Source organism: Alicyclobacillus cycloheptanicus, assembly GCF_028751525.1.
Taxonomy (GTDB): Bacteria; Bacillota; Bacilli; order Alicyclobacillales; family Alicyclobacillaceae; genus Alicyclobacillus_L; species Alicyclobacillus_L cycloheptanicus.
Genome location: NZ_CP067097.1, coordinates 658444 through 676498, shown reverse-complemented (window position 1 = coordinate 676498; position 18055 = coordinate 658444). Strand labels below are relative to the sequence as shown.

Sequence of the window (18055 nt, the reverse complement as noted above, 5' to 3'; positions counted from 1 at the left end):
CGGTAGGGACCATAGAAGTCGCATTTTTGGTGTGATAGAATTGGAATGAGTTCACTGGAGAGCGAATTCCAGTGATGTTGTAGGGGGATGTTCAAGGTTGGGATACGGGCAACATCAGAGTTTTTACTTACGTGTAAATTGGCTTCGGAAAGCAATGAGACAACTGAAGGCTGATGATAGATTCTTTTATAATGAAAGCGCTGCGGAACAGATCGGGCTTGGCAAGAATATGGTTCAATCTCTACGTTATTGGGTTGTTGCTACCGGTATCGTCAACGAGGTGAACCACGGAAAGGTTGTTCATGAAATATCGGATTTTGGAAAGTTGATTGACAGATTTGATCCTTTTATTGAGCAACGCGATACCGCAAGTATACTGCATTACCACTTGGTTGATAACATCGAGCCGAGTACCACTTGGTATTGGTTCTTTAATTCTTTCAGCGGTAGGACGATTAAAAAGTCGGACATAGTAGATGAGTTGCTCTTATGGATTGTCCAAAACGATGCAAAGCAGCCTTCGGTGAATTCACTTAAACGGGATATTGACTGTTTGGTGCGGTTGTACTGTAACGGTGAAAAGGTGGACGACCCTGAAGAAGTTATTCAAAGTCCTTTGACCGTTCTTGGATTGCTCAGTGAGGACAAAGGAATTATCTCAAAAGTTTCATCACGTTACACGGATATCGGACTCGCTGCGTTGATGTATTGTCTTCTTTCATACACAAATAACCACCCCGTAGAAGTGCTATCGATCGAGGAAATCGAAGAGAGTCCTTTGTTATGGGGTAAGGTGTTCAACATGCAACGGAATGAAATCATTAGGGCATTAGAACAATTGACAGTACATCCGTATTACCCTATAAGTTTTGACCGAACAAACAAGTTGAACACCGTTCATCTACCAAAAGTCACTCCGTGCGTATTCCGGATCAAATCGGCCACCGAATCCGGAAAATGTCGGCCCCCCATTCCGCTAATTAACGACCACCTATTCCGGTAAATCCCGGCCAGTCATTCCGACAGAAACCGGCCACTTTTAGAGCACTTCCCGGAATCAGTGGCCGACAATTATCGGAATCAAACCCCCTCGTCTCAACCCTTAGTGTTGGCGACAAATTTCGTGGCAGGTAGACAATATTCGTTCTCCGAAACCAATTCGCATCATCGATTGGAAGGAGAGAAGTCTACTTGACCAGACGGAGGACGCCAATGCGCAAAATCAAAGAAGTACTACGCCTGCACAACGAAATTCAACTCAGTGAACGTGCCATCGCGCGCAGTGTCAATCTGTCGCGGGACACAGTCTCACGCATCCTCTCACGGGCCAACGAACTTAACCTGCAATGGCCTTTACCCGAGGACATCGACGACGTCAAGTTGGAATCAGAGCTGTTTCCTCGCCCCCAGGGTCGTCCTAAAAACTGCACCGAGCCAGATTGGAACTACATCCACAAAGAATCGCGCAAGAAGGGGGTCACATTACAGCTGCTGTGGCAGGAATACAAGGCGGAGTATGCCAGTGGATATCAATACAGCCAATTCTGTGAACGCTATCGCCAGTGGAAGAAAACCCTGCAGATATCCATGCGTGGGGAGCATCGTGCAGGAGAAAAGATGTTTGTGGATTACGCAGGTCCTACCATACCCTACATCGACCGAGAGACGGGAGAAATCCTGCAAGCGCAGCTCTTCGTCGCCGTGCTTGGAGCAAGCAACTACACATTCGCAGAGGCGCAGCCGTCACAAGGTCTCGAGTCTTTCGTTGGCGGACATGTACGAGCCTTCACGTTCTTCGGGGGCGTACCGCAACTTCTTGTTCCAGACAACCTGAAAGCTGGTGTAAAAGAGGCTGACCGCTATGAACCCGTTCTCAACCCAACCTACCACGAAATGGCGTCCCATTACGGTGCTGCGGTTATGCCTGCTCGTCCAAAAAAGCCGAAAGACAAACCCCATGCCGAGGCAGGTGTACTACTCGTCGAGCGTTGGATTCTGGCAGTTTTGCGCAATCGAAAGTTTTTCAGTCTCGCAGAAATCAACCAGGCAATCCGTCCGCTGCTGACACAGTTAAACGAGAAGCCGTTTCAGAAGCTGGAGGGCTCACGTAAGTCCCTGTTTGAGAACATCGACAAGCCGGCCCTCCGTCCGCTTCCTAGCACCCCTTACGAGTTCGCCATCTGGCGAACTGCGAAGGTAAACATAGATTACCACGTCGAAGCGGAAAAGGCCTATTATAGTGTGCCCTATCAACTTGTGGGCCAGAAATTGGAGGTGCGGCTCACCCAGAAAGTCGTAGAGATATTCCATAAAGGTAAACGCGTCGCTAGCCATCATCGCCTGTTTATCAAAGGAAAACACGCTACTGACCCCACACACATGCCGGAAGCCCATCGAAAGCACTTGGAATGGACGCCAAAACGGCTCATCGATTGGGGACGTAGTGTTGGTCCGAACACCGGGACCCTGGTGGAACGCATCCTCGAATCAAGGAAGCACCCAGAACAGGGATATCGGTCATGTCTAGGGCTACTCAAATTAAGCAAGCAGTACTCGAAAGAACGCATGGAAGCGGCCGCGCTACGGGCACTCACGATCGGTGCGTTTTCGTCTCGTAGTGTGAAGTCCATTCTCCAAACCCATGCCGACCAGACCGTACTCCCACTTGACCTACCCGAGACAGTGCCGGTTCATGAAAACATCCGTGGTGCGGATTATTACCGCGGCACGCCGAAACACGATGAAGTAATCCACTAAACCAATTCAGGGGCAGGTTGCCTGCCCCCAAGGAGGAATCGTCAGATGCTCAATAACCAGACTGCCCAAGCACTTCGGGAGATGCGTCTCTCCGGTATGGCGGACGCATACGAGCACCAACTACAAAACCCTCATCTTGTCGAATTGTCTTTCGAGGAGAGGTTTGGCATGCTGGTGGATGCCGAATCGACCGTGCGTCAGAACCACCGGCTGTCCCGGCTCCTGCAGGAAGCCCATCTCAAGGTTCGCGCGAATCCCGAGGATATTGACCTTCATCAGGCACGAGGCGTTGACCAGGGCCTGCTGCGAGACCTCACCACTTGTCAGTGGATCACAGCACATCATAGCCTCATCCTGACAGGGCCGACAGGCATCGGGAAGACGTTCATTGCCTGTGCGCTAGGGACTTCCGCCTGCCGAATGGGTCTGCGGGTACGCTACCACCGCCTCTCTCGATTGCTTCAAGACATCTTCATAGCTAAGGCAGACGGTTCCTACCCTAAGTTGGTGAAGTCCTTTCTCAAAGTGGATCTACTCATTCTTGACGACTGGGGGCTGGCGGCCATGTCCGCACCAGAGAGTCGAGACCTGCTCGACCTCGTCGATGATCGGTTTGGAACCCACTCGACATGTGTCATCAGCCAGATTCCAGTCGAACACTGGCATCAACAGTTTGCTGACGCAACAGTCGCAGATGCAATCCTTGACCGACTTGTCCATAACGCCTACCAACTGAATCTACGTGGGGAATCAATGCGGAAAATTACAAATAGCTTGCCAAAATCTGAGGGATCTGGTAAGTAGAAATCAGCCACACTTTGGAGAGGGACGGGGCGGCCGACAATTACCGGAACTCATGGCCGATATTTAGCGGACTCACTGGCCTGATAATTACCGGAATAGGTGGCCGATTTCATCGGAATACGCACTCCGTTGGAATTCCTTCATGTTACATACGAAAGAAGTGAACGAGAACTCGTATGATTAAAAATAAAACGTACTTCCAACCAAGTGTTAATATCCGCTTCGACATTGGGAGGGGAGAATTGTATGAGACCTGAATCCGTGACGTCTGTATCGAACTTCTTCGGCCATTGAATTACTTTCGGTGTTTTTGCTGAACGGCAAGATGACACCCACGTGCCTACGCTTCCTGCGAACCCAAATAGACCCCGTGTGAGATTTACGCGGGTATTCTGAGCTATGGCTTTAAACTCTTAACCGAACGCCAAGTACAAGCGCTGGAACACGGCGAACCAGGGATTTCTGCGGCCCAATTTGAGGTATTGACGCCGTGCATGTGTGGTTACCTTGGCGGCCAGCGTTATAAGATTCTGGATCACTGTTCGAATTCTTCGGCGCTGCACCGTATTGTTGTTAAGGGGCGCGTCCTCCCGTTTCAGACTTTCCTGCCCAACAATGCGCAGAAGATTGTAGGCAAGCACCGCGAAGTGAAGAACGAGGTCATTGGTGGCGAATTTGCCGGACGGAAGCCTCTCCACATCGAGATCTGTTTTGATTTCACTGTGGAACTGCTCCATCGTCCCATGAGCATGGTACAAGTCAATCACTACTGAGGCCGCATCGGGCAGTGAGGTCAAATATACGTCGACCTCAATCTCGGGCACAAGCAACATCTGGCCATCCTTGTCGATGGTACGTTCAATCACCTCGAAAACCATCCGAACCGACTTACTGAGCCCCTTCATGGGGGACATAATCGAACCACGATAGACTTTCTTCCCTGGGCGAGATTCGCAACATATGCCGTGATTCTGGGCGGTGTGTAACCATACTTGTGCACTCTCTCGCCGCAGGTTCCGCTTGATGATGAAGTCGGCATGCGTGTCTTCGGAGCGGCAGACAACCAGGTTATCCACGCTGTCGTTCCCGGCATCCATTCGAACCAAAAGAGGCAGAGAGGTGACGCACTTTGCATAACGAATACTTTCGGCCAGAAACTCTGCAGTGCCTTTCTGGCAATGCGTACTGCCTTCCCGAAGATTGACATGCACGCCGTAACCCTCAAGGCCAAGGTAAGCAAAGATGGGGGCGTATCCGTCGTGTCCCTTATAGGTTCTGGACACACCCTGTTTCTTGGTCCCTGAATTGTCAAATGGCGAGACGTCGATATCCAGTGGAACGTAGGGACGCTCCTTGTCCTGCCCTAAACAAACCGGCGAGACGGCCACACCGAAATCGTGGAGGAGAATGGCTGATTCCTCTAGAATGATGGACTCCCAATCGGATTTTGGGGCAGCCATATCAAGGCGTTGACGCAGTGTGGGGCTGGATGGAACGGCGCCAATTTGCAACGCAGCAGAAAAGAATTCATCCTCACGAAACGGCTCAATGTGATCGAAGTCGCTCTTTCCCTGGCAGAGCAAGCCAAGGTAAGAGTAGGCGATGTCACGATTCGATATCTCAGGCGTGCCTACACCAGGCACAACAGTTTGGTTCAAACGTGATCCGAGATTCGTTTTGTCCAGCAACAGTCCAATCAGGGACAGGCCGGAATGCGTGGTGATGGTCTCGTCAGACTGTTCAATGATGAAGCGCAAGAGATCACCTCATAGGTGAAGTTCGGGGAATGCAGAATATCCCCGGATCTCTCCATTTTACTCCATCATTCTACGAATATCTACGTTTTTTGAATACATTCGTCACGGATTCAGGTGAGAGGTATTTGCCCACTTCTTCCCATGCCGAGCCGGTGATCGGATTATTAAAGGGATTTCTTAATCAGGGTAATCATGCTCACATTATTGTAGGGCCTTATGGGGCGGGGAAGTCATTGTTGGCGACCCTTATTGCGGATATCGCGTTCAGTGGAAGAGATGCAGACTGGTTTTCGGAACTTCAGACCAAATTTCTCTCTATTGATGCTGATATCTATCAATACCTAGAACAGATGAGGTATGAGTCCTTGAAGTACATTCCGGTGATTATGACCGGAAGCGGCTTACCTTTCCGCCAACATATTTTGTCGTCAATATACCGTACTCTCAAGGAATATGGTTTGGATTTGTCAATGCCTCTAGTCGTAGAAGAGGTAAAACAGATTGTCACGGTTTGGGAGAACCAATACAGGGCGACATTTAACTCTTTTTTAGGACTACTGGCTGGAAAAAACTGGAGTTATCGCACGTGGTTAAGTGAGGTTGAAAATTACGATGCTAATGCGATTGAATGGTTTAAATCCGTTTATCCACAATTAACATCTGGTTCACAACTACACGTTTCGTATGATCACGATATTGTAACGCAGGTTAGTCATGTCCTGGGGGAACTGAAGCAACACGGATATGGCTTATTTTTGGTTTACGACGAGTTCGGGAGATTTCTTCAAACACTGAATTCGAATGAAGTTCATGAGACTATGCAGGACTTGCAAGATATCGCTGAACTTGCAAACCACAGTGACTCGAAAAATTTGGATATTCTACTCATTACTCATAGGAATTTGGGGCAATATGCGCTGCGCTTTAATGAAGAGTTCCACAAGGAATTCCAGCGTATAGAAAAACGATTTAGCGTCTATTACACCCAGGCTGATAGGGCCACATTTGTTCGGTTGGCAAGTAAAGTAACAGAGGAGTACAGAGAGGGTGACAAATTCAGAAACCAGTTTGTAAAAGAACTTCGCCAATTCATGCTGTTTCCAGAATTGACCTATACTGAAATTGAGTCGTTGATAATCAATGGTTCATTCCCTTTGCACCCAGTGTCGTTGTTTGTTATCCCACAGTTGGCCAATTTAGTGGGGCAAAACGAAAGAACTTTGTTTACCTTCCTGGAAAGTGCGGAAAGCGGTGGGCTGAAGAACCATGTTCAAAGCACCGGGGACTGGTATTTGGTCAATCAAATATTCGACTACTTTGAGCCCTCTTTCTCAGAGTTTGAAAAGGATTCGCTCATTGGTCAGACATACTTAATGTTCAATCGTCTGCGGAGAAAATTGACAGAATCCGATTATCTGTTGGATGAATTAAAAGTTCTTAAACTAATTACGCTATGGAAAATCGCTAATCTTAACGCAAGGCAAGTTCTCAGTACTGAACTTATTTCGTTTGCGCTACTTTGGGATATTGAGCATACAAGTGATATTTTGGAGAATTTGCAAAAGAAAAAGGTAATACGATTCAACAGTGTCAATGAGTTTTGGGATTTGTTTGAGGGTAGTGGAATCGACATTGATGTTGAAATCAATGAGAGATTGAAAGTATCGGTTGTAGATAAGCGGCAAAAGGCACTTTTGTTAGAGGCAGCCCTTACGGAACGTTTTATCTTACCCAAAATATATAATGACGTGAAAAGCATGACTCGTTTTGCTTCAGTTCACGCTGTGTTTGGTACAGAACTGCTTTCTGGTGAGATACAAAGTTCCAGCCTAATTGAGAGCAAAGGATCGGACGCTGCGGTTCTGTTTGTGATCGACGATACGCAAGAAGATTATTCTAATCTTTTGAATGCCCTGCATTCGGTGAGTATGAATGATGTTCAAACGATTTATGGACTTCCCACGGACAAGTTGTCTTACTACATTGAGCCGGTTTTAGAACGTTTGTGGGCTGTTAAGCATCTAATGCAGGACAAGTATTTCCTGAGCCAAGACAAGTATCTATTGGATGAATTAAGGCAACTTCATACCGAATTAGAATTCGACTTGAATCGATTGATACGTAATTCGTTCGATGTAAGAGATTGTACGTGGGTTCATCAGGGAAAGGAAATTAGAACAGGGCGCAGTCACTTAGGCAAATATCTGTCAGAAGTAATGATGTCTGTATTTCCTCTTACTCCTGAAATAAGAAACGAATCGTTTAACAGGAGAAACATCACGAAGGTCCAGAAAACAGCGGCAATAAAAGTCGTTGACATGTTGATAAATGCAAGAAGTGACGAACAACTACACATTGATGGGTATGGTCCAGACTATTTAATTTATGCGACCGTTGTGAAGAACAATGGTATTGAGTTATTTGGGGATCGTGATTTACAAAACCCGTTGATTAACGAGTTAAGGTCACGATTGTTGGATGTTCTGCGGAAAGGTAAAGGGGGATTTTCAGATTTTGTAGATATTTTTGTATCTCCACCATTTGGCATAAGAAGACCGGTCATTCCAGTGTTATTAACCGCATTGTTAAAGACCGAATGGAACCAAATTATGTTCTACAATAACTTGATATACACTCCGGACGTAAATGGGGAACTGCTGTACTACATGGTAGAAAATCCGCACATCTATACATTTACGTACCAGCCTACAGATAAGAAATTTGAACGTATTATAAATCAGGTTGAAACTGTCTTTAACGAGTATACTGATGGAATTGATCGGGCTTTACCAGCCTCAGTCTATTCAACAAGGGTACTGCTAAAATGGTTGCGACAACTACCTAAAATCAGTCAGAGTACCTTGAAGACCTCCAGTGAGGCCAATGATTTCAAGGAAATCATACGTCATGGTGAAGTTGAACCAGCGGCTGCACTAAACGAGTTATACAAATTACTTAAGAAGCATAAAGACGAAGATATTTTGACTCAACTAAAAGAAGAGTGCGAACGTTACTTTGAGATTCACCGTTCCGGGATTGAGAAGCAGATTTTCCTTAGTGCCCAGGTGTCGGATTTTGCTGAGTTATGCAGGTGGGCGGAAGCACAAGAAAATAAGGTTAAACTTATGAACCCGCTTGTAAGGGGCATTTTGGATTCCGGTGAGGAAACATGGGTGGATAACTTAAGTGAAAGCATCGTCGGTGTCCGCAGAGAAAACTGGTCTGATGCAACAGATAATCTCTATATCAAACAAATCCAGTCATACCTCATGCAGGTGTCAAATGAATCCTACAAATCCTTCATGGAGGTAAGAGTAGGTGATGAATTACACACCGTTCGGGACGTTGAACTTTCAGAGAAGTCGCGGCTAATATACAACAATACAAAAACCAATTTGAAGTTGATGAGCCGTACCGTGGCAAAAGAGGAGATTCAGTTAGTGTTACTTAAGTTATTACAGGAATTTCTATCTGAGTAGAAGATGGGTGATATATATGACTAGGACTCCGGTCCATGTTGCAATGTTTAGTGGTGGAGCATCAAGTGCATATGTGGCTTATTTGATGGCTCAAAGGTATGGCAAGGAGAATAGCATTTTATTCTTCACTGATACTTTGTGGGAGCACGAGGATAACTATCGCTTTATGTATGACGTGGCGACATATATTGGATTAGAAGTGACTAGACGAGTGGATGGACGTACACCTGAAGAAGTCTTTGAGGAAACCAGATTTTTGGGGAATTCCCGACTAGCCAAGTGTTCATCACAGTTAAAAGTAAGGCAAACGGTAATTTTCATCGAAGAGTTAAGAAGTGAAGGTTATGAACCTATCCTTTATTTTGGTATTGGACCACATGAAAAACATCGGAAGGAAAGCCTCGCGCAGTTGTACTCACATCAAGCACTTGAACCGGTGGAAACAAGATTTCCACTTATTGACCTGAATCTTAGTGATTCAGATATTAAATCAATAATAGAAAATGAATGGAAAATTGAACTTCCGTTGATGTATAAAATGGGATTCTCACATGCAAATTGTGGAGGACGTTGTGTTCGTGGGGGATTCAACCATTACCGTCATCTTTATCTAACTTGGCCTGACGAATATCGAAAACAAGAAGAGTGTAGCCGCTCACGCTATTTGGCGGTGGTTTAGTCACCGCCATTGGCGGAGCGGCTTTACCGTCATTCTGCCACCATTTAGACAGTTGTACCGTCAGTCATTTTCATCACGTTTATCCAGTCGTACCCCGTTGCCACTCCTGGTCAGTTAGGACTCTCTGTATGTGTCCTTCTTCAATGGCTTCGCTGTTCCTTGTTGTTGCGTCGTATATCGCTTGTGTGCAAAACTGGTTCACAATACGGGGAATCCCACGACTGGCGGTGTGTATCATCTGGATAGCCCCATCTGTAAAAACAGGCAGGTTCGTTCCGGTCTGTTTCATTTGGTGACGAATGTATTGCCCTGTTTCTTCCCGTGTCATCCCGGTTAAATGGTATGCCATATCAATCCTCTGAGAAATGGCTTCATACTTCTTGAGTCGTAGGTTTCTGCGCATCTCTGGTTGCCCAACCAGAATCAAAGGGAACGGGGAAGTCGCATCCATGTGCTGGTTACGGACAAACCGCAACTCCTGTACCATTTCTTCCGCCATATCCTGCGCTTCGTCAATCACTACCACCCACTGGCGTTCCGTAAACTCTCCTTGGCTTTGAAGTCGTTCGTTCCAAAGCTTTCTAGTCCTGCTAAGGCTAAATGGCATTGCTTCTCCAAGGCGGGAGAGCAACTCGCCGTAAAAGTCCTTTGGTTTTAACCCCAATTGGCAGATGTAAATCGGGAGATATTTCATCTCATCAAGGCTGGTCATCAGTCGCCGAATTAACGTTGTCTTCCCGCTGCCTACCTCACCAGTCAACAATCCAAACGCTCGGTTTTGAATCACATACTTTAACCGTGCCAATGCCTCCTGGTGCCCTGCCGAGTCATATAGAGCCTCTCCAGAGGCATCCCGTCGAAACGGGATAGCCTGCCAGTTCCAACGTTCCATCGGAGTCATTGTGCTTCACCGCCTTCTGAGAAACGCAGTCCCTCACTCATAGCCCGTTGTTTCTGCGCCAGAGCTTTAAACAGTGAGATACCATCTGTAAACAACTCGGTCGCTTGTTTCTCTACTTCTTGTTTTACACGGTGGTCATAGCGACGAGTGAGGTCAATGGGTGTAGCATCCGCATATCGTTTGTCCCCCTGCCAGACTTGAATAGCTGTCAGGTCAAACGGGTCAAATCGCAATTGCACCTTGGTTCCTGCCAACTCATCATCTACTTGAAACACATTCCCTTGCAAGGAGACGCAACCTGCCTTGTCTACTTTGCGTTCCTCCTGCCAGAGAAAGATCTCATGCAATTCTTGTTCAGAAACTCGCTTTGTCTGGCGGGTGCTTTGGGCAGCTCGCTGTTTCGGAGACATCTTCGTGCTGCCGTGTTTACGCTCGTGGTAGTATCCTTGTACCCACATTTGAAACGCCTCATTGAGGTCTTCCAAGGTTTCTATATACCCGGAATCAATGGCCTCGTACGCTTCCGGGACAAAGCTGGTGTCTACAAACCGGAAGAACCGCTCAATTTTACCCCGACCAGCTGGACGTCTTGCTTTACTGTGCGACAAATGGATTCCCAGCCTCCCGCAGATACGTTTTAGATGGTGAGAGGAGAACACGGCTCCATTGTCAACGTAAAGTTGCTCCGGCACGCCATAGTGCAAAATGGCTTTCTTGAGGCTGTCTTCCATCCGAGGCATCTTCTCGTCCCAATAAAATTGCCCATGCACAATCAGACGGCTGTAGTCATCTAGGATGGCGAAGAGAATGGCTTTCTTCCTTTTCCCTGGGCGATTGGGATCTGGCAAATACAATGTGTGTTGGAAATCTGCCTGCCAGCATACATGCACATCTTCCGCTTCAAAGCGTCGGAAATCCCCCCTGTTCTGGGGAGTAACCAACAATTCCTTGCGGCGCAGTCCCATCTTTCGCAGGTGTCGGGCCAACGTACTGACTGCCACGCTTCCCGGTTCAGCGATTCCTTCTGTTTCAAGCAACAGGATAATTTGCTCAACGCTGCGTTCTGGGCGAGCGCGCCTTAATTCTGCGGCCCTTGCAATCACCGTCTCGGATAATCGGGCATTTCCTTTGTCGAGCCGCACCTTTGGCATTAAGGCATCATATCCACCCGCACGGTAGGCTGCCAGCCATCTCTCCAGCGTTCGTACACTAACATGCCGGCGTGTGCTGCCTGGAATCTCGTACTCACGAGCACTCACCTCACGCAAATAAGCCCCAAGTTCTCCAGGACTCAGCGGCGTCTGCCGACTGACAACTGGAGCAATGAGGCTGTAGCGAAAACTTGCAATTTGTTCCCTCGAAACCTGTGTCATCCAGACTTCCTCCTTCAATTTTTGCTACAAATCCATTTTCGTAGCGTTCAGAGGAAGCCTCCATAGACACATTTTGTGGGGAATTTCAGTTCTTGAAACATGCAGATGGTTGGCACAGGCGAAAAAGGCCGTGAAAGAGGCCAACTGCCATTCCCATTGGCGCCGCCTGATGCCATATCCATTGCCAGAGTCTGATTCGTGTTTTAGGTCGAGCCGTACCTCTTGGCCATTGCAAAGTTGGCCTGACAGAGAGGACACACTTCCAAAACCCAGACTCCGCTGATTCCATACGCAACTCCCATGCCTTTTTCCATCTCCAAACCGTGCGGTATGAAATAGGGCCAGATGGAGGAGGGACCAGACTTCCCGCCTTTTCCAGGGATGCACCGTCCTCACAGGCAGCCAATACATCTTCTTGCAAATCCCATGCAGTGCGCTGGTAGCGCCCAACAAACGACGGGAGTACGCTAACGGTCGCACAACATCTCCCACACAAAAACCGAAAGACAATAATTTTGTAACAGTGCTCCTCGCACCACACATTCCGTTTGTAATGACCATGGAATCTTAAAGGTTGATTTGTCCCGCACATGCTACATACTTGCGGACGAATCTTAGATATATCTGGGTGCTCACAAAATCTCAAATAGGACTGGACATCGGGGAACAAAACCATGTAAGATCAAGGCACCCTTAGGGCGTGTGAAAACACGACCCCGTGGAGAAGAGAGACCGTGGCGGCCAAACCATGGGGGTCTCTCTTCTTTTATGCCTTCTGCTAACCTCCCGCAGATGATTGTCGGTTCAACAATCATTCGCATACGACACTCGCATTAGAAATCCTCCGCAACAACGAATGATAAAAAAGGTGCCAACCCTCCGACACAGAGAGTGAGCACCTACACTCTTCGAGATGGCATGTTGCGTAGCCAGGATTTACAGGCTGACAGGAAGGCCGAAAATGGGCCCTGGCACGTCATCGCACCCTGAATTGAAAGTTGCACACTGAAAGGTGGAGCGATTGTTAGTGAAGAGAATTGCAATTGATATGGACGATACCATAGCAGACTTTACATCCAAACATTTGAGAGTTTATAACGAAGTGTTCAATGAATCTTTAACAGTAGAAGATTTAAACGGAAAGAAGCTTTGGCATGCTCGCCCTCATAAGGCCAAGGAAATACTGGACTTGCTGGCCGACCCGGAATTTTTCAGGGACTTGGAGGTCATTGAGGGCAGTCAGGAAATCATCGCTCTACTGAACGAACAGTATGAAGTATACATTGCTACGGCTGCCATGGACATTCCACATTCATTTTCCGCAAAGTACGAATGGCTGCGAGAAAACTTTCCGTTCCTCTCTGAGCAACGCTTTGTCTTTTGTGGAAATAAGACTATTGTTAATGCGGACTACCTCATTGACGACAGTCCACGGCATTTTGTTCGATTTCCAGGACAAGGGATCTTGTTTACAGCTCATCACAATCTGGATCAGACTGGATACCCACGCTTCAACAGTTGGGAAGAAGCCAAGGAATACTTCTTCTAGGTACGAGTCGTGTTACTTTAAACGACGTGCTTCGTGCAGTTGAATGGTCGCCTGTGTCCGTTCGTCATCGGGTTGGAACGACAAGGATTGATTTGCTGGATAATTGCCATCCTATTACCTCTATTTTACCTTGGGGGAGACCACGTCCATATTAGAAGAGTGTGACCAGATTCCAGTACCTTTGTAGCTGTTCTTTATTTGATGGGACTTTCTTTCTCACAAGTCAGTACCCCAGGGAGATGCCCAAAGAGGTTAGACGACCTGGGTTTGTGAGGACGAAGATAAATACAAGGGCAGGGGATCCCCAACCCTTGTATTTATGACCCGACTTCTAATCGAGCTACTACATACTGATTTAGTTATCCACTGGAGGCCGATATACAAACGATTTGCGTTTGCGCTTGCCCGCATAAGACTGGTGGAACATTTTGAGCAGTGCACGTTTCTCGAGACGAGAGACGTACGAGCGGGAAATGCCGAGGTATTCGGCGACTGCATTCTGCGTCCATTCTTGACCATCTGCAAGACCAAACCGCAGGCCGATAACTGTCCGCTCTCGCTCATCCAGCGTATTCATCAGGTTGAGCATGTTGCGGATCTCCATCCGCTTGCTGACCTCTTCTTCGGTCTCGTCGGCGTCTGAACCGAGCACATCTTGTATTGTGATTTCATTCTCCATCAGATGTTATCTGTATTTAGACTAGCGGATATAGGATAAGTTCAAACTGGTCTCCGCGCTGCCACTTCTCCTTGTTATATACGACTTTTTCTAGCACGCTCTTGAGCAAGTTGTTCTTTTTTTGGACATCGTCGGTATAGTGGTAAGCGTCCAAGACATGTTGAATTTCAGGAATAACCTGCTGACGCGCAACATTGGTTCGTGAAAACCGTTCGATTTCATCTTCGAGAGCCTTTTTCTGTCGCCTAAACTCTTCAAGCCGAGTCATGAGTTTCTGATTACGTTCTAAGTATGTCTCGTGGTTATATACACCTTGCTCCAGTAGGTCATGTAGCTTATCTCGCTGATTATTTGCTTTTTCAATTTCAGAATCAAGATACGACAGCTTTTCTTGAAACCGAGTATCTTCCTGCGTGGTGGGAGCGAGTTCTGCCATGACCTCGTCGACTGTGACTTTATAGTCTTCAAGCCATTCTTCAAGTGCCCGGAAAACGGCCCTCTCGACATACTCTAACCGCGAACTTTTTTGATCGCAGTGTGGATTGGCACACATTAGGTGGGGGAGTTGACGTCCGTAAGGGCGACGGATCATATGGTATCCGCACTTGCCACATATCACCAGTCCGGTTAATGGACTCGCGATGTTGCTTGATTTCGGCACGCGCGGGATGGATTTTCTTTGCCGAAGTTCTGTCGCTTTATCATAAAGTTCTTGGCTGATAATAGGCTCATGCTTCCCACGAGCAACAATCCATTCATTTCTTGGTCGCTGTTGGAATGTACCTTTACGTTTGTCAGCTTTGACCTTTTTCCACACAATCCATCCGGCATATACTGGGTTTTTAAGGTATTGTAACACCGTCTCCCCGCGCCACAACTTGCCAGTTGAAGTGCGTAGTTCTAGTTCATTAAGACGGGCAGCAATTCGGTTACAGCCCATGTAGTGGTTGACGTACAAATCGTAGATCAGTCGAATCGTGTCGGCATCGGCATTTGGAACTAAAACCAAATCTTTGTTTACATCGTAGCCAAATGGCGGTCGAGTGCCGATATACTTTCCGTCTTGAACTGAGGCTACTCGTCCACGTTGCATTCGCTTTGTAATCATTTTGAGCTCGCGTCGCGCCATAAACGTTTGGAATTCGGTCCATTCTTCATCCATTTCATCAGACAAATCATAAACTTTCTCTGGTGTTAAAATCAGTGTGCCCGAGTCCTTGAACGCACGTATAATTTGCCCTTGGTCAAACATGTCACCACGCCCGAGACGATCAAGGTCCATACACCAGACGGCGTCTGCCTCTCCGGACTCTACTGACCGCAACAAACTAATCATTTCTGGGCGTTCGGATATGTATTCACCGCTGACAACTTCTTCATATATACGGACAATGTTGTGCTCATATCGGTGAGCCAGATTAAGCAGGGTGCGCCGATGTTTGGCGAGGGTTTCTATTTCGTCTTCCCGGCCCTCCTGCTGTGCCCGCAACTCAGCCTCGCGATCTTCTCGCGATTTACGTAGATACATAAAAACTCGCTGCAGTCGGATGGGAAAGTCAGATGATGTAAAGCCCATTTTATCTGTCGCTCCTTGCTTCTTTATCTGTACTTCGTCTTTGATTTTACTCCATTGACCGATGAAAAATCACTAGTTTTTGTCAGGTGTGGCTTGTCGGGGCAAGTGTACAAGCGGCTCAGTCATAACGTGCATCATGGAGGTGCACGTATGAGTTCGCGTCGGAATGCATCGCCGGAGAAGCGGGAAATTGTGAGGACATACGGAAATATAACAGTGAAAATTGTTCCCCCTGTTCCCACCAATGAAACTCTTACAACAGATCGCCACAATGCCATTGTGGAGGCTGTAGCCGATTGTTATCGGAGAGGACTTGAAGAGAGATGACGGTCACGTGGGGATTCTGTTACCTCATGATGTCCGCGTGGACAAGCTATGCAGAAGCATGGAGAAGGTTTTGTTCGGAACATGTCGAAGTTTGGAATAGAAGACCTAATCGAACGGGAGTGTCGTTCATGCGATTAACGGAAGTTACTGTGCAGTATTTCAAGAACTTTGTGGAACCGCAGACCATAGAAATTGAAGCAGATGTAACCTGTTTTATCGGCAAAAATGAATCTGGTAAAACAACGATTCTACAAGCCATTCATCGCGTGCACCCAGCGAACGGCAACGAGCAGAAGAACCGTTTTGACTTAACTACTGAATATCCTCGGTGGCGGTTGGCTCGTGATCGCCGTAACAACGAAAACATCATGGATACGAAGCCGGTAACCCTCACATTTATATTAGATGACGAAGATCGTGCTGCGCTAAAAGATCTGGTGGAAAGTGAACTACCAGAAGGAGCCATCCTAAGAGTCTCTAAAACCTACGCTAACGAACTTAAAATGGTACTTCAAGCACCGCTGGATGCTGTCGTCCAAGCTGCTGCAGAGGCAGCAGAGCTGAGCGCTGAAGACGCGTCACAGCTGTTGCAGACGGCCCCTACATGTAGCGAAGCTGCTGCATTGGCACGGAGAAGAGCCGAAGAACTTGCTGGTGAGTCTGCTCTTCAATCCAAGGCGTGGACGACACTTGCTAATCGCATCGATGAGTGGGCCTATCTGGTTGACGGAGCAGAGCAAGATGACGTTTGTGACGACATTCTGGAGTTAGTTCCAAAAACGTTCTATTTCTCTAACTATCAAAATTTACCTGGTGAAGCGGATTTGACTGATTTGGCTAGTAAAGTACAGGCTGGACAAGCTCTGAACGAAGAAGAAGAGACCATCGTTGCTTTATTGCAGCATGCGGGCGAAAGACCGGAAGATTTTCTTGATGATAATTACGACAGTCGAAAGGCAGAACTCCAAGCAGCTAGTGTAGATTTAACGCGTCACGCCTTTGAGTATTGGCGACAAAATACGGACTTAGAGGTTGTTTTTGATACAGACAACGTCAGTGTTGGTCAGCACCCAAATGGTGGACATATTATGCACCGATTACTCAAAATCCAGTTGAGAGATGGACGTCACGGTGGAGTTGAAACGAACTTTTCTACGCGGTCATCTGGTTTTCAATGGTTCTTTTCGTTTTTCGCAGCATTTAGTGCTCATCAGGAAAGCGAGGAACCGATAATTGTCTTGCTGGACGAACCAGGTACAAGTTTGCACGGGGACGCTCAGCGCGATTTTGTTAGATTTATAATGCGAGAGCTTGGTGCATCTAAACAGACGCTCTATACCACTCACTCCCAGCACATGGTTGATCCCACACGGTATGAGAAACTTCGAGGAGTACATGATCGGTCAACTCGGGAAAATCCTGATAATGGAGTTTCTGTGACTAAGGTCAATTTATCGGCGGATCGGGATACCATTTTGCCTGTAGAATCTGCGTTGGGATACTCAGTAAGTCAGCATCTCTTTCTTGGCTCTGGGCAGCACTTGGCTGTCGAGGGCAGCAGTGATTTCGTTTATTTACAGAGATTTACGGAGTACTTGATCTCTCACGGACAAGTTGGTTTAGACCCGAGATTGTCTATCATACCAGTAGGCAGTGTGGACAACATGCCTGTATTTATTGCGTTGCTAGGGCGGCGGTTACGTGTGTCGGCACTCGTAGATGGAGATCGAAGCACAAAGAAATTAGAGAGAATATTGGCGGCTGCTCGTGATAATGAGGTTAACGAAAATGCCATCGTAGTGTGTTCGGATGTCGGCGCTCATTTGCCACGCAATGCCGATGTCGAAGATTTGTTCGACACCGCAGACTACCTTCGACTTTACAACTGGGCATTTAATTCCAATTTAACGCCTGAGGACCTGCCTCAAACAAGCGAGCCAATAATCCGTAGAGTAACAATATGCCGTGGGGAATTTGACCACGCCCTACCGGCTCACGCGTTTACACATCATCGTGATGAGTTTTTTGCCAGTGTACATGATCAGACCATCAAGAATTTCTCAAAGTTGTTTGTATTACTGAACTCCACTGTGACCAACGATTAAGTCGATGTTGTTTGAAGTGATCGGGCCGTCCCAAAAGAACGGATTGGGACAGCCCAATTAACAAGATTT

Annotated in this window: 12 protein-coding genes; 7 read left to right on the top strand and 5 right to left on the bottom strand. The window is 47.2% G+C overall.

Going from position 1 to position 18055, the window contains the following annotated elements; all coding sequences use genetic code 11:
* Window positions 1-97: 97 nt before the first annotated feature.
* The 3 genes from JI721_RS03160 to istB all read left to right on the top strand — a co-directional run bounded on the left by JI721_RS03160 (window position 98) and on the right by istB (window position 3561).
* Window positions 98-1003, top strand: a complete 906-nt coding sequence (locus JI721_RS03160) for a DUF4007 family protein (protein ID WP_274456631.1) — start codon at window positions 98-100, stop codon at window positions 1001-1003.
* 209 nt (window positions 1004-1212) lie between these two features.
* The gene (istA, locus tag JI721_RS03155) at window positions 1213-2757 is read left to right on the top strand and encodes an IS21 family transposase (RefSeq protein ID WP_274454789.1); all 1545 of its coding nucleotides are present in this window, start codon (window positions 1213-1215) and stop codon (window positions 2755-2757) included.
* Window positions 2758-2802: 45 nt separating this feature from the next.
* Window positions 2803-3561: an IS21-like element helper ATPase IstB gene (istB, locus tag JI721_RS03150; protein ID WP_274454790.1), complete on the top strand. Its 759-nt coding sequence runs from the start codon at window positions 2803-2805 to the stop codon at window positions 3559-3561.
* 413 nt (window positions 3562-3974) lie between these two features.
* Here the strand turns inward: istB and JI721_RS03145 are convergent, their stop codons facing one another.
* On the bottom strand, window positions 3975-5318 hold the full coding sequence (locus JI721_RS03145; protein ID WP_274454807.1) for an IS1380 family transposase: 1344 nt from the start codon (window positions 5316-5318) through the stop codon (window positions 3975-3977).
* Window positions 5319-5347: 29 nt separating this feature from the next.
* Here JI721_RS03145 and JI721_RS03140 point away from each other — a divergent pair, with 29 nt between their 5' ends.
* Window positions 5348-8797 (top strand): hypothetical protein, encoded by a 3450-nt coding sequence (locus JI721_RS03140; RefSeq protein WP_274456630.1) that lies wholly within the window; start codon window positions 5348-5350, stop codon window positions 8795-8797.
* A 73-nt stretch (window positions 8798-8870) separates the two neighbouring features.
* The gene (locus JI721_RS03135; RefSeq protein ID WP_274456629.1) at window positions 8871-9476 is read left to right on the top strand and encodes a hypothetical protein; all 606 of its coding nucleotides are present in this window, start codon (window positions 8871-8873) and stop codon (window positions 9474-9476) included.
* A 79-nt stretch (window positions 9477-9555) separates the two neighbouring features.
* On the opposite strand, the gene JI721_RS03130 is transcribed toward JI721_RS03135, so the two are convergent.
* Window positions 9556-10377 carry an ExeA family protein gene (locus JI721_RS03130; RefSeq protein ID WP_274456628.1) on the bottom strand — a complete coding sequence of 274 codons (822 nt, stop codon included), beginning with the start codon at window positions 10375-10377 and terminating at the stop codon, window positions 9556-9558.
* On the bottom strand, window positions 10374-11750 hold the full coding sequence (locus JI721_RS03125; RefSeq protein ID WP_274456627.1) for a Mu transposase C-terminal domain-containing protein: 1377 nt from the start codon (window positions 11748-11750) through the stop codon (window positions 10374-10376). The genes JI721_RS03130 and JI721_RS03125 overlap by 4 nt, the downstream gene beginning before the upstream one ends.
* Before the next feature lie 1027 nt (window positions 11751-12777).
* On the opposite strand from JI721_RS03125, the gene JI721_RS03120 reads away from it, so the two are divergent.
* The gene (locus JI721_RS03120; RefSeq protein ID WP_274456625.1) at window positions 12778-13299 is read left to right on the top strand and encodes a 5' nucleotidase, NT5C type; all 522 of its coding nucleotides are present in this window, start codon (window positions 12778-12780) and stop codon (window positions 13297-13299) included.
* Between the two features lie 355 nt (window positions 13300-13654).
* On the opposite strand, the gene JI721_RS03115 is transcribed toward JI721_RS03120, so the two are convergent.
* On the bottom strand, window positions 13655-13978 hold the full coding sequence (locus JI721_RS03115; protein ID WP_274456623.1) for a sigma-70 family RNA polymerase sigma factor: 324 nt from the start codon (window positions 13976-13978) through the stop codon (window positions 13655-13657).
* A gap of 16 nt (window positions 13979-13994) precedes the next feature.
* A complete protein-coding gene (locus JI721_RS03110; protein ID WP_274456621.1) occupies window positions 13995-15554 on the bottom strand; it encodes a recombinase family protein in 1560 nt (519 codons plus the stop codon).
* A gap of 455 nt (window positions 15555-16009) precedes the next feature.
* On the opposite strand from JI721_RS03110, the gene JI721_RS03105 reads away from it, so the two are divergent.
* On the top strand, window positions 16010-17986 hold the full coding sequence (locus tag JI721_RS03105) for an AAA family ATPase (protein ID WP_274456620.1): 1977 nt from the start codon (window positions 16010-16012) through the stop codon (window positions 17984-17986).
* Window positions 17987-18055 lie beyond the last annotated feature (69 nt).

Bases quoted from the DNA above. Each gene is read 5' to 3' on its own strand.
- istA (WP_274454789.1), top strand. From the start codon at position 1,213: ATGCGCAAAATCAAAGAAGTACTACGCCTGCACAACGAAATTCAACTC.
- istB (WP_274454790.1), top strand. From the start codon at position 2,803: ATGCTCAATAACCAGACTGCCCAAGCACTTCGGGAGATGCGTCTCTCC.
- JI721_RS03140 (WP_274456630.1), top strand. From the start codon at position 5,348: ATGCAGAATATCCCCGGATCTCTCCATTTTACTCCATCATTCTACGAA.
- JI721_RS03130 (WP_274456628.1), bottom strand. From the start codon at position 10,377: ATGACTCCGATGGAACGTTGGAACTGGCAGGCTATCCCGTTTCGACGG.
- JI721_RS03125 (WP_274456627.1), bottom strand. From the start codon at position 11,750: ATGACACAGGTTTCGAGGGAACAAATTGCAAGTTTTCGCTACAGCCTC.
- JI721_RS03115 (WP_274456623.1), bottom strand. From the start codon at position 13,978: ATGGAGAATGAAATCACAATACAAGATGTGCTCGGTTCAGACGCCGAC.
- JI721_RS03110 (WP_274456621.1), bottom strand. From the start codon at position 15,554: ATGGGCTTTACATCATCTGACTTTCCCATCCGACTGCAGCGAGTTTTT.
- JI721_RS03105 (WP_274456620.1), top strand. From the start codon at position 16,010: ATGCGATTAACGGAAGTTACTGTGCAGTATTTCAAGAACTTTGTGGAA.